This window comes from Buttiauxella sp. BIGb0552, from assembly GCF_004366275.1.
Classification (GTDB): Bacteria; Pseudomonadota; Gammaproteobacteria; order Enterobacterales; family Enterobacteriaceae; genus Buttiauxella; species Buttiauxella gaviniae.
This window is the reverse complement of sequence record NZ_SODY01000002.1, coordinates 867,956-881,517: the sequence shown is the minus strand read 5'-3', so window position 1 is coordinate 881,517 and position 13,562 is coordinate 867,956. Positions and strand designations below refer to the sequence as shown.

The 13,562-nt window shown below is 45.4% G+C and carries 11 protein-coding genes; 8 read left to right on the top strand and 3 right to left on the bottom strand.

The annotated features are described in order from the left end of the window. Positions 1–211 precede the first annotated feature (211 nt). The 3 genes from gpt (at position 212) to crl (ending at position 2,550) form a co-directional block, all read left to right on the top strand. The gene (gene gpt, locus EDF88_RS08815; RefSeq protein ID WP_034457839.1) at positions 212–670 is read left to right on the top strand and encodes a xanthine phosphoribosyltransferase; all 459 of its coding nucleotides are present in this window, start codon (positions 212–214) and stop codon (positions 668–670) included. Between the two features lie 173 nt (positions 671–843). Continuing rightward, positions 844–2,091, top strand: coding sequence for an esterase FrsA (frsA, locus tag EDF88_RS08810; RefSeq protein ID WP_134184111.1), 1,248 nt, complete (start codon positions 844–846; stop codon positions 2,089–2,091). A 57-nt stretch (positions 2,092–2,148) separates the two neighbouring features. Beyond that, positions 2,149–2,550, top strand: coding sequence for a sigma factor-binding protein Crl (gene crl, locus EDF88_RS08805; RefSeq protein ID WP_064516497.1), 402 nt, complete (start codon positions 2,149–2,151; stop codon positions 2,548–2,550). Between the two features lie 46 nt (positions 2,551–2,596). Here crl and EDF88_RS08800 read toward each other — a convergent pair whose 3' ends face one another. After that, a complete protein-coding gene (locus tag EDF88_RS08800) occupies positions 2,597–3,697 on the bottom strand; it encodes a porin (RefSeq protein WP_134184109.1) in 1,101 nt (366 codons plus the stop codon). Positions 3,698–3,992: 295 nt separating this feature from the next. Between EDF88_RS08800 and proB the strand changes: the two genes are divergently transcribed. The 4 genes from proB (at position 3,993) to EDF88_RS08780 (ending at position 10,557) form a co-directional block, all read left to right on the top strand. Beyond that, entirely contained in the window at positions 3,993–5,096 is a 1,104-nt protein-coding gene (gene proB, locus EDF88_RS08795) for a glutamate 5-kinase (protein ID WP_134184107.1), read from the top strand. A gap of 10 nt (positions 5,097–5,106) precedes the next feature. After that, positions 5,107–6,360, top strand: a complete 1,254-nt coding sequence (gene proA, locus EDF88_RS08790; protein ID WP_134184105.1) for a glutamate-5-semialdehyde dehydrogenase — start codon at positions 5,107–5,109, stop codon at positions 6,358–6,360. 501 nt (positions 6,361–6,861) lie between these two features. Beyond that, positions 6,862–9,804, top strand: a complete 2,943-nt coding sequence (ehaB, locus tag EDF88_RS08785) for an autotransporter adhesin EhaB (protein WP_134184103.1) — start codon at positions 6,862–6,864, stop codon at positions 9,802–9,804. A 138-nt stretch (positions 9,805–9,942) separates the two neighbouring features. Next, a complete protein-coding gene (locus tag EDF88_RS08780; RefSeq protein ID WP_166671958.1) occupies positions 9,943–10,557 on the top strand; it encodes a helix-turn-helix domain-containing protein in 615 nt (204 codons plus the stop codon). A 35-nt stretch (positions 10,558–10,592) separates the two neighbouring features. Here EDF88_RS08780 and ampH read toward each other — a convergent pair whose 3' ends face one another. After that, entirely contained in the window at positions 10,593–11,744 is a 1,152-nt protein-coding gene (gene ampH / locus EDF88_RS08775) for a D-alanyl-D-alanine-carboxypeptidase/endopeptidase AmpH (RefSeq protein WP_064516754.1), read from the bottom strand. 177 nt (positions 11,745–11,921) lie between these two features. After that, positions 11,922–12,209, bottom strand: coding sequence for a hypothetical protein (locus tag EDF88_RS08770; protein WP_134184099.1), 288 nt, complete (start codon positions 12,207–12,209; stop codon positions 11,922–11,924). 396 nt (positions 12,210–12,605) lie between these two features. On the opposite strand from EDF88_RS08770, the gene lpxP reads away from it, so the two are divergent. Then, positions 12,606–13,532 (top strand): kdo(2)-lipid IV(A) palmitoleoyltransferase, encoded by a 927-nt coding sequence (gene lpxP, locus EDF88_RS08765; RefSeq protein ID WP_064516511.1) that lies wholly within the window; start codon positions 12,606–12,608, stop codon positions 13,530–13,532. The last annotated feature ends 30 nt before the right edge of the window (positions 13,533–13,562 follow it).

Below are 13,562 nucleotides of genomic sequence, written 5' to 3'. Positions count from 1 at the left end.
ATTAATCTTAATGAAATACAACACAAGTAAGCATTGTGCGCTGGCCTGAGAATACCACTATAACTAAGGCTGTGACGACCTAAAGCACGTAAAAACGAGGGAGACAGGCCTACAGTACTGGTTTTTAGTGCGTCAGATCTCTATAATCTCGCGCAACCAAAACCCCTTTGAACATTTTTAAGCCGTTAATAACTGGCTGGGATAATTTCACATGAGCGAAAAATACATCGTCACCTGGGACATGTTGCAGATTCACGCGCGTAAGTTGGCAAGCCGTCTGCTTCCTGCTGAACAGTGGAAAGGCATTATTGCTGTTAGCCGTGGCGGCCTGGTTCCTGGCGCACTGCTGGCACGTGAACTGGGGATTCGTCATGTTGATACCGTATGCATCTCCAGCTATGACCACGACAACCAGCGTGAGCTGACCGTGTTGAAACGTGCTGAAGGTGATGGTGAAGGCTTCATCGTTATCGATGACCTGGTAGACACTGGCGGTACCGCTGTTGCTATCCGCGAAATGTATCCAAAAGCGCATTTCGTCACTATCTTCGCCAAGCCTGCTGGCCAGCCTTTGGTTGATGATTACGTTATCGATATCCCGCAAGATACCTGGATTGAACAGCCGTGGGATATGGGCGTGGTGTTCGTGCCACCTTTAGCTGGTCGTTAATAGCCGTCATCCTTCGAGTCACAGTGGCGTTAGCTACAGCTCAAATGATTTAGGTTATTGGTAGTTTAAGTATTTGCAGTGATTTACGCCCGGCATAGCCGGGCGTTTGTGTTATTTGGATGCTGACAGAGTACAATAGCCTCATTCCTGACGTTTGTATGGAGGCAGAAACGATGTCACAGGCCAATCTTAGCGAAACCCTGTTTAAACCACGATTTAAGCACCCCGAAACTTCAACTCTGGTTCGGCGCGCTAAGCATCAAGCTGCCCCCGTTATTCAGTCTGCTCTGGACGGTGCAACAGCCCCTCAGTGGTACCGTATGATCAACCGCCTGCTCTGGGTTTGGCGCGGTGTCGATCCTCTCGAAATCCTCGAAGTACAGTCGCGAATTGCCATTTGCCAGGCCGAACGTACCAATGATGAGTTATTTGATACGGTCATTGGCTATCGTGGTGGGAACTGGATCTATGAATGGTCAAAGCAAGCGATGCAATGGCAACAGCGAGCTAACCAGGAAACAGACAAGGTACTTAGTGGCAAGTATTGGTTACAGGCCGCTAATCTTTATAGCATTGCAGCCTACCCGCATCTGAAAGGTGATCAACTTGCAGAACAGGCACAAGTTCTGGCAAATCGCGCGTATGAAGAAGCGGCTCCGCGTCTTTCCGGAGGCTTGCGCGAACTTGAATTCCCAATTCCTGGTGGCGGAACAATAACCGGATTCTTACACCTTCCAAAAGAAGGGCAGGGGCCATTTCCGACTGTGTTAATTTGCGGTGGCCTTGACGCTTTGCAAAGCGATTATTACAACTTGTTTGATGAATATTTTGCACCTGAAGGTATGGCGATGTTGACCATCGATATGCCATCGGTTGGCTTCTCTTCAAAATGGAAACTGACTCAGGATTCCAGTCTTTTACACCAGCACGTTCTGAAGGCGTTGCCGAATATTCCGTGGGTCGATCACACTCGTGTAGCGGCGTTTGGCTTCCGGTTTGGAGCTAACGTAGCGGTACGGCTGGGATATATTGAAGCACCACGTTTGAAAGCTGTGGCATGCCTTGGACCTGTTGTTCATAGCTTACTGAGCGATGCATCCCGTCAGGCACAAGTGCCGGAGATGTATATTGATGTACTGGCGAGTCGCCTTGGGATGAATGATGCATCAGATAGCGCCTTGCGTGTGGAGTTGAATCGCTATTCATTAAAAACTCAGGGACTGCTAGGGCGCCATTGCCCAACGCCAATGTTATCTGGTTATTGGGCAAACGATCCATTCAGCCCTGAAGAAGACTCTCGTTTAATCACTTCGTCATCTGCGGATGGTAAGTTGGTAGCGATCCCGTTTAACCCGGTGTATCGCAACTTTGACAAAGCGCTGAAAGAAATTACCGGATGGATCAAGCAGAGATTACGTTAATGATTTGCTAAATTTCATTGATTTGGTAAAACAGTTGCTTCACAACAGGAGATCGCAATGACGTTACCGAGTGGACACCCGAAAAGTAGATTGATTAAAAAATTCGCCTCGCTTGGCCCATATATCCGGGAAGAGCAATGTGAAGATAACCGTTTCTTCTTCGATTGCCTGGCTGTGTGCGTTAATGTGAAGCCTGCACCAGAAAAACGTGAATTCTGGGGCTGGTGGATGGAACTGGAAGCGCAGGAAAAGCAATTTACCTATACATACCATTTTGGTCTGTTCGACAAAGATGGTAAGTGGACTGCAACAGCAGCAAAAGACAAAGAAGTAGATGAAAGACTTGAGCAAACACTGCGTGGTTTCCATGAGCGTCTGCGCGAGTTATTAAGCACTCTGGGTCTGGATTTGGTGCCCGCAGAAAACTTTGCAGAAAAACCAGTAAAGCTTTCGGCCTGAAATAAAAAACCCCCACCCATCAAGGATGGGGGTTTTCTTTTTCTAATTAGAATTGATAAACAATACCGATGGCAACAACATCATCACTATTCAGATTTAATGCATTGTCATCACTGAGTTGGTTAATTTTGTAATCAACATAAGTAGACATGTTTTTGTTAAAGTAATAAGTAGCCGCGACATCGATATATTTCACCAGATCGGCATCACCGATCCCTTCAATATCCTTAGCTTTTGACTGGACATAACCCAGTGATGGGCGAAGACCAAAATCAAATTGATACTGTGCAATAACCTCGAATGCCTGGTTTTTATTTGCAAAGCCACTAATGTTACTATTTATTCCATTAATTGATGCTGTACCAGAAATTGGCGTCATATTACGTGTCTCGGCATACATTGCAGCCAGATACACTTTATTCGCGTCATATTTAACGCCGGTAGTCCAGGCTTCGGCATTGTCACCCTTGCCGTAAGCCTGGTTTTTCTGTGCCAAAGTACGGTTGGAGTTGGCGTAACCAGCACCAACTGTCAGGCCAGTATCACCAATGTCATAAGATAGTGAAGTACCAAAACCGTCACCGTTTTGTTTACTGGTTGCACGGCCATCGTTCTCGTTTTTCCCTTGATATTGCAGGGAAAGTTTCAGTCCATCAACCAGACCAAAGAAGGTGTTATTGCGGTAGGTCGCAACACCATTAGCACGGCCAGTCATAAAGTTATCGGTTTTGGTGTAAGAATCATCACCAAACTCTGGCATCATATCGGTGTAGGAAGCGATGTTGTACAATACGCCGTAGTTACGACCATAATCAAATGAACCAATATCACCCGCTTTTAACCCAGCAAATGCCAGGCGAGTTTTGGTTGTATTAACATCACCTTCGGCTTTGTTAGCGGCAACTTGATATTCCCACTGCCCGAAACCAGTTAGTTGGTCGTTAATTTGAGTCTGGCCTTTAAACCCCAAACGGACATAAGATTGATCGCCATCTACAGCGTTATTATCACTTAAATAGTGTTCTGCTTTTACTTTTCCGTAAAGGTCGAGTTTATTGCCATCTTTATTATAAATTTCCGCTGCCTGCGAAGAAGTTGATGACGCCAGAAAACCCAATACCATTAATGCCAGTGTGCTTTTTTTCATTTTCTCATCCCAATGATGTATGCGCGCTAAAATTTAATCGGGAAATATCCCGTTAAAAAACGCAGAGAGTTTTATCGCCTTGAGATGAAAGTTTTATGACATGGTAAGAGAAAGTTTAAATAAACGTAATAATTTATATTTGTCATAAAATTGTCAAAATTTGCCGTTAGGGTTATCGATCGTTTACGCGAAGTTAACCGTTTTCCGTGCCGGGGCAGTTGGCATTCACCACGACTCCTGTTACAACGTCATTTGGCATTTTAAATTTCCAATTTCGCTAACACGGCAGAGAATCATGAGTGACAGCCAGACGCTGGTGGTAAAACTAGGCACGAGCGTATTAACCGGTGGCTCACGCCGCCTGAATCGGGCTCATATTGTTGAGCTGGTGCGCCAATGTGCACAACTTCATGCCTCCGGGCACCGTATCGTTATTGTGACGTCTGGGGCGATTGCCGCAGGACGTGAGCATTTGGGCTACCCCGAGCTCCCCGCAACTATTGCGTCGAAACAATTACTGGCCGCCGTAGGGCAAAGCAGGCTGATCCAACTCTGGGAACAGCTATTTTCTATCTATGGCATTCATGTTGGGCAGATGCTGCTCACGCGGGCCGATATGGAAGATCGCGAACGTTTCCTGAATGCACGCGATACCCTGCGAGCGCTGCTGGACAACAATATTGTACCTATAATCAATGAAAACGATGCTGTTGCGACGGCAGAAATCAAAGTCGGGGATAACGATAACCTTTCTGCGCTGGCCGCTATTCTTGCGGGTGCCGATAAGCTGCTCCTGCTGACAGATCAACAAGGGTTATTTACTGCTGACCCACGTAATAATCCAGCCGCTGAATTAATTAAAGAAGTCCATGGCATTGATGATGCGCTGCGCGCCATCGCCGGAGATAGTGTTTCCGGGCTTGGGACCGGCGGTATGGGCACTAAATTACAAGCTGCGGATGTTGCCTGCCGCGCTGGCATAGATGTTGTGATTGCTGCAGGAAGAAAACCTGGCGTTATTGGTGATGTGATGGCGGGGACTCCTGTCGGAACACGTTTCCATGCGCAGCAGTCCCCATTAGAAAATCGTAAGCGCTGGATATTTGGTGCACCACCAGCCGGTGAAATTACGGTTGATGATGGCGCGCTGGCCGCGATTCTTGAACGAGGTAGTTCTTTACTGCCGAAGGGGATCAAAAATGTAACAGGCAACTTCTCCCGTGGAGAAGTAATTCGCATTCGTAGCCTCGAAGGGCGTGATATTGCCCATGGGGTTTGCCGCTATAACAGCGATGCTTTACGGCGTATTGCGGGCCATCACTCTCAAAAGATCGGTGAAATCCTTGGCTACGAATATGGCCCAGTGGCGGTTCATCGTGATGATATGATTGTTAATTAAGGAGCAGGCAATGCTGGAACAAATGGGCAAAGCCGCTAAAGCGGCTTCTTATCAGATGGCCCTGCTCTCCAGTCGCGAAAAAAATCGTGCGCTGGAACGAATTGCAGATTATCTGGAAGAACAGGCTGAAGGTATTTTAACGGCCAATGAGCAGGATTTAGCTGAAGCAAAAGCCAATGGTTTGAGCGAAGCAATGCTCGATCGCCTACAACTAACACCTTCACGTCTGAAAAGCATCGCAGATGATGTTCGCCAGGTTTGCAATCTGGCCGATCCTGTTGGTCAGGTGATTGATGGGGGCTTGCTCGATAGTGGCCTGCGTCTCGAACGTCGCCGTGTTCCATTAGGTGTCGTAGGGGTAATTTATGAGGCCCGCCCTAACGTAACGGTTGATGTAGCCTCATTGTGTCTAAAAACAGGTAATGCAGCGATTTTACGCGGTGGTAAAGAAACATGGCGTACAAACGCCGCGACAGTAAAAGTTATTCAGCAAGCTCTAATGGAGTGCGGTTTACCTGGGGCGGCAGTTCAGGCGATTGAAAGCCCCGATCGCGCCTTGGTGAACGAGTTACTGCGCATGGATCGCTACGTAGATATGTTAATTCCGCGCGGTGGTGCTGGTCTGCATAAACTTTGCCGTGAGCAATCCACCATTCCTGTGATAACGGGTGGTATCGGTGTTTGCCATATTTTTGTCGATGAAAGTGCGGAGTTTACTCCTGTGTTGAAAATCATCGTAAACGCGAAAACACAACGCCCAAGTACCTGTAATACGGTGGAAACTTTGCTGGTACATCAAGAAATTGCCGAAACTTTCCTACCGGCTTTAAGTAAGCAAATGGCAGAATCTGGCGTTACATTACATGCGGATGAAAAATCGTTGCTGCTTTTGCAAAACGGCCCGGCAGAAGTGCTGCCAGTGAAAGCAGAAGATTACGACGATGAATGGTTGTCACTCCATCTGAATGTGAAAGTTGTTGCTGATATCGATGACGCTATCGATCACATTCGGCAGCATGGCACACAGCACTCAGATGCAATTCTGACGCGTACATTAAGCCACGCGAATCGCTTTGTGAATGAAGTCGATTCTTCAGCTGTTTACGTGAATGCTTCAACGCGTTTCACCGACGGCGCCCAGTTTGGTTTAGGTGCTGAAGTGGCTGTAAGTACGCAAAAACTTCACGCCCGTGGTCCAATGGGTCTTGAAGCACTAACGACTTATAAATGGATAGGGTTCGGCGACGATACTATTCGTGAATAATTGATATAAAGGTAATACATATAAATCTGGAAATTATAAGCTTATATGTATTACCCATCACTTTCAGAAATTAAATGCACCTGGCACATTTGAATATCAAATGAATCAAAATCTCTACTCTTCAATCCTGTACTTCCGCGTATAAAAGCCATCAGTTATTTACATGTGATCGATATTATACATCACGCTAACCTAATGATAACCCTCTTCATTTAAATAATATATTAATAAAATTTATTGATTCATTTTATATATGATTTGTTTTTTATTTTTGCATGTCGTTAATATGTAAATAATTACTGGCCATAAATGCTTGCAGCATGTTTGTCATGTTTGTCCTTTTTCATACTTACTAAAGAAATTAATTGAACGATTTGCTATCGGCACATAATAATCTTCGCCACTAATGACGTTACATGTATTAGTGGTTACCGTTTACTACTTACTGCATTGACTATTGATGGACCAACATAAGATCTAGTCCCTGAGGAGGGATGACAAATGCACTCTTGGAAAAAGAAACTCGTTGTATCACAACTTGCATTAGCCTGCACTTTGGCAATTGCTTCTCAGGCACATGCTGCAAGTAATGATATCTCAGGTACGACATATAATACTTTCGTTCACTATAATGATTCTACTTTCGCTGACGGTGTTTACTATAAGGGATATGCGGGCTGGAATAACTATGGTACTGACAGTGTTTACAATGGTGATATTTACCCAGTAATCAATAAATCTACCGTAAATGGTGTTATTTCCACGTATTACCTGGACGATGGTATTTCTACCAACACCAATAACAATAGTCTGACAATCGCAAATAGTACCATTCACGGTATGATAACTTCCGATTGTATGAACACTGATTGTGTTGACGGCCGCACTACTGGTTATGTCTACGATCGTCTGGCATTGAACATTGATAATTCAACGATTGATGACAACTACGAACACTATACCTACAACGGTACGTATAATGATGCAGCAGATTCACATGTTGTAGATGTATACAATATGGGTACAGCCATCACTCTGGATCAGGAAGTTGATCTTACCATTAAAAATAACTCACACATTGCGGGTATTACGCTGACTCAGGGTTATGAGTGGGAAGATATTGATGACAACACTGTTAGCACTGGCGTAAATAGCGATGAAGTGTTCAATAACACAATTAGTGTAACCGATTCTACCGTGACTTCAGGTTCATGGACAGATGAAGGTACATCTGGCTGGTTTGGTAATACCGGTAATGCAAGTGATTATAGCAACACTGCTACTCGTGATGATATTGCGATCTCTGCAATTGCTAGCCCGTATGTTGACAATGCCATGCAGACAACAGTTAACCTCAGCAATTCCACGCTGATGGGTGATGTTCTCTTCTCAAGTAACTTTGATGAGAACTTCTTCCCAAATGGTGCTGATTCTTATCGCGATACAGATGCCAGTGTTGATACTAACGGCTGGGATGGTACCGACCGTATGGATGTTACCCTGAATAATGGTAGCAAATGGGTCGGCGCAGCAATGTCCGTACATCAGGTTGATACTGATGGCGATGGTGTTTATGACACTTATGCATCAGGTACCGATGCAACTGAAAGATTGATCGATATCACAGCTAACAGCTTGTGGCCATCATCAACTATTGGTATCGATAATCCTGATACTGCATACAATGAAGGTCACGTTGCTGGTAACGAAGTTTATCAGAGCGGTCTGTTCAATGTTACGTTGAATGGCGGTTCAGAATGGGATACGACTAAAGCATCTCTGATTGATACGTTAAGCATCAACAGCGGTTCTCGGGTAAATGTAGTAGATTCTTCCTTGGTTTCTGACTCTATTGCTTTGACCGGCGGTTCTTCTCTGAATATCGGTGAAGATGGTCATGTTGCAACAGATTCTCTGACTATCAATAATAGTACAGTATCTCTTGCTAGTGATGTGTCTGCGGGCTGGACTACGGCTGATGCTGCTTTGTATGCAAACACAATCACTGTGACCAACAATGGTCTTTTTGATGTGAAAACTAATCAGTCTAATATTAGTTCGTTCCGTACTGATGTACTGAACGTAACTAGCACAACTGATAGTGCAGGCAACATCCATGCAGGTGCGTTCGACATTCACAGTAACCGTTATGTGCTTAATGCTGATTTGAGCAATGATCGTACCAACGATACCTCTAAGTCTAACTACGGCTACGGTATTATCGCTATGAATTCTGATGGTCACCTGACCATTATTGGTAATGGCGACGCTTATGACACAAATCAGATAGAAGCAGGTCAAAACGAAGTTGATAACGTAGGTGACGTCGTAGCTGCTGCTACTGGTAACTATAAAGTGCGTATCGACAACGCGACTGGTACCGGTTCTGTTGCTGATTATAAAGGTAATGAGCTGGTCTATGTTAACGACAATAACAGCAGTGCAACCTTCTCTGCTGCTAATAAAGCTGACTTGGGTGCCTATACCTACCAAGCTGAGCAGAAAGGTAATACTGTAGTTCTGAAGCAGGATCGTTTGACTGATTACGCTAATATGGCGTTAAGCATCCCTTCAGCTAACACTAATACCTGGAATCTGGAACAAGACGCTCTGGCGACTCGTCTGGCGAATGGTCGCCATACACCAAATGGTGATACAGGTGGTGCATGGGTTACTTATATCGGCGGTGGCTTCTCTGGCGATAACGGTACGCTGAACTACGATCAAGATGTTAATGGCATCATGGTTGGTCTGGATAAGCAGATCGACGGCAACTCTGCTAAATGGACTGTCGGTGCAGCAGCAGGCTTTGCGAAAGGTAGCATTAGCGATAACAGCGGTAATGTCGATCAAGACAGCCAATCTGCTCGTATCTACTCTTCAGCTCGTTTCCAGAACAATATTTTCCTGGATTCTACGTTGAGCTATAGCCATTACAGCAATGATCTGACTGCAACCATGAGCAATGGCGCTGCGGTGAGCGGTGATGCTTCTTCCGATGCTTGGGGCTTTGGCATGAAACTGGGTTACGACATGCAACTCAGCAAGGAAGGTTACCTGACTCCTTATGCTTCTATTTCTGGTCTGTTCCAGGATGGCGACAACTACCAGCTTAGCAATGATATGAAAGTGGGTAGTCAGTCATATGACAGCATGCGTTATGAGCTGGGTATGGATGCGGGATACACCTTCAACTATGGTGATCAAGCTCTGACTCCTTACTTCAAAGTGGCATACGTCTATGATGATTCAAACGGCAACAGTGCTAAGGTCAACGGTGATGACATCGACAATGGCGTTGAAGGTTCTGCTGTACGTTTAGGTCTGGGTAGTCAATTCAGCTTCACCAAAAACTTCGCAGCTTATGCTGACACTAACTATCTCGGTGGTGGCGATGTTGATCAGGATTGGTCAGCAAATGTTGGTGTTAAATACATCTGGTAATAATATAATGAATAATGTGGTTCAAACGATAATATGAACCATATCTAATCTGAATAAATTAGCAGTAATAAATGCCTGTCTCGAATAGAGACAGGCATTTTCTTGTGGCTCTTAAGATAAAGGAATATCGATATGTATATGAAACCATTAACCGAGCTCGAAGCTATTCGCAGCAGGTTGGTGGACGCGGGTAAGAGCTTCAATTTGCCGGCAGACAGTGAATTAAGCATGTTCAATGAAAATAACGAACAACTTATTTTATTCTTTAGTGAGGGGGCGATTGTACTACATCGAGAAATGGATGATCTATTGATGGATCTTATTTCAGCGCCAACATGTATTGGTCTGGCGAATATATTAAAGCCCTCTAAGTTTAAATACCGGGTAATTACTCAAACCGATTGTCATGGATTTACTATTCCTATAAGACATGCTTTTGAAATTATCGAAAAAAATAAACTTTGGCAGCCAGTTTGTCACTGGACAACCTTCCTTCTGCATAGTCTTGAGAACCGCGATGCTCGTTTCATTGGCGCAACAAAGTACTCTCAAATTCGAGCAACCTTGCTCATTATGGACTCATGGAGCCCTGAATTACGTGAGCGTACCGGTGTCATAACGTTTGTACAAAAAAGAACTAAAATATCACGCTCAGTTATTGCGGAAATTTTATCTGCTCTACGCAAAGGTAATTATATTGAGATGGATAAAGGCAAGCTTAAAAAAGTCAATCGCTTACCGACTAGCTATTAAAAAAAGCAGGTCGGTGAACCGACCTGCTTTACTACCTAAGAGGCAGGGCTAGTCAGTGGGGCAAACCCACTGAGTTCTGAAACTAAATCATTCACACCGTTACTCATATTCACGAAGCGAGTTAATGGCGAGCGAGTAACAACGACAAACACGCCGACATTACTTTCCGGGACCATTGCCATGTAAGTGATAAAGCCGCCACCACCACCGGTTTTCTGCACAATGCCTGGTCTGCCATTTTTAGGTGCCATATATACCCAGCCAAGCCCTAAAGCATCTGCTTTTCCTGGGACATCCATACCGATCACTTTAGTCAGCTGGGTACGTTGATATATCAGCGTCTGCATTCTGTCTGCTTGGGTATTACGGCGATGGAAATCAGAGCTCAGGAATTGCTGCATCCAGCGCATCATGTCATCAGGCGTTGAGTAAACACCGCCACTTCCAATTGCCGCGAGAGTGTTATCGCATGGACTCGCCCCTTTTTCAGCGACCATCAGGCGTTTGCACTGGTCAGGTGAAGGAGTGAACGTGGTGTCTTTCATCCCCAGTGGACGTGTGATTTGTTCTTCGAACAGAGCGGGATAAGGTTTTCCTGCTGCTCGAGACAACGCATCAGCCAGCAAGTCAAAAGCAAGGTTTGAATAAGCAGCGATGGTGCCTGGAGAGCTCTTTAAACTTGCAGTGGCAAGCCAGTTCCAGCGCTGATCGCGTGTCGGCCAGGTAAACACAGTTCGATGAGCCGCACCGCCGGGTTGTTCACGGGGTAAGGCACTTGTATGCGTAGCCAGATTAACAAGAGTGATGGGGTTACCATTGTATGTCGGGACTCTGGCTCCTGGCGGGGCATATTTGCTTAATGGATCATTAAGCTGAACTTTTCCCTGATCCAACATTTTTACCAACATCTCACTGGTCATCAGCTTGGTCAACGACGCAATGCGGATAACAGAGTCAAGCTGTGGGCGGACGTTATTTCCGGGTCGTGTTTCACCAAAGCTTCTGAAAACGCGCTGATTACCATCAATCACTACCATCGCCATACCGGTAGCTCCGCTGCCGTAATAGATATGGTTGGCATAACGGTCTGCAATCTCGGAAGCAAAAACAGGATCGGGAGATGTTTGTGCAAAGCTCAAAATTGGCAGCGCAGCAATAACGAGCGCCGCAAGGCGCGGGAGAAGAATTTTCAACGCAGGTAACCCGTAAACGAAGAGAAGCGATATTGATCGTATTTATACTACTCTATGGCGCTGCGCAAACGCGGAAAATGAGGAATGTGATAAGAAAAAGCGTAACGCGCTATTTCAACGAGTTTTTCGCTCAGTAATGCACCACTGCTTGTCGCCGTGGTGCACATGATATTAGTTAGTTTTTTGTACGTCTTTCTGCATTACGTCGTCAGTTGTGCCGCCTTTTTTAAGCATTTTATCGTCACCTTTGTGCTCAGAACGCATTTCGTGCCCTGATTCGCAGCCTTTTTTGTTTTCGTTTCCAGCCGCACGGCAGTCATCAATAATATGACCTGGATTATTGAGTTGTTCTTTCTCAGCCTGCATACGTGAGGTACTGGTAGCTGGGTTTTCGGCAAATGCTCCCGCGGATGCAAACAAAAGAGTGCTTGAAAGTAAGGCTAATGTTAGTTTTTTCATAGGGCCAGCTTCCTGAAGTATGTAGGGAAATCCCAATAAGTATTGGCACAAATATCGGTTTGCGACAGGTGAAAAGATTAAAATTTATTCATCAGAAATGGCTGAGTGATTGGTTGCGTTTTACCATAGAAAGACCAAAACCAGACTTTTATTGCCTGTTTTTTGAGCTGAAATGTGCGTGTAACGCCTGGTGTTGATGCAATTGTAGGAAATACGCAAAAAAACTGACAACTCCTATACATAGCTTGATCAGAAAATGAGTATCATCAGCGGAATATTGATTATTGTGCTGCAACTATTACTACCAGATGGCGTCTTAGTGATGGCACCTCGCTGTACCGCTAATGATTTAACTCCTTATGCGATACACACCAATTACGCATAAAGAAGCAGAAAATGTCTAGCAAACCGTTTTTCCGAAAAGATCTCCTTCACCCCCGCTATTGGCTGACCTGGTTTGGTCTGGCTATTTTGTGGCTTTGGGTGCAACTGCCATATCCCGTATTACTGAAAATGGGTGACATAATTGGTCGGGCTTCAATGCGTTTTCTTAAACGCCGGGTTTCTATTGCTCGCCAGAATCTCAAACTTTGCTTCCCGCATTATAGCGACGTGCAAATTGAAGAACTCGTTAAGCAGAATTTCTCCTCGTTGGGGATGGGGTTGATTGAAACAGGAATGGCCTGGTTTTGGTCTGATGCACGGGTTCGGAAATGGTTTGATGTTAGCGGCCTTGAACACATCACCGCAGCTTGTGATAAAGGGAAAGGCGTTCTGGCCATTGGCGTGCATTTCATGTCGCTGGAATTAGGTGGCCGCGTCATGGGCCTTTGCCGACCAATGATGGCGATGTATCGCCCACATAACAATAAAGCGATGGAGTTTGTGCAAACTCGCGGTCGCTCCCGTTCCAATAAAGCCATGATCGACAGACGCAACTTGAAAGGCATGGTGAAGGCGCTTAAGTCCGGCGAAGCGGTGTGGTTTGCACCTGACCAGGATTACGGCCCAAAAGGCAGTTCATTTGCACCCTTCTTCGCTGTACCGCAGGCAGCAACCACCAACGGGACTTACACTATTGCCCGTCTGGCGAAGCCCGTGCTTCTTACAATTGTTCTGTACCGTAAATCTGATGGTTCAGGTTATCAGTTGGTTATTGGGCCAGAGATGGATGACTACCCGCTCGATGATGAACAAGCCGCAGCGGCGTATATGAACCGTAAGATTGAGCATGAAATTATGCGTGCGCCAGAACAGTACCTTTGGTTGCATCGTCGCTTTAAAACCCGGCCTGACGGTCAGCCCAAACTTTACACGGTTTAAAGTAAAACCAGGCTTATGCTACGCTCATGA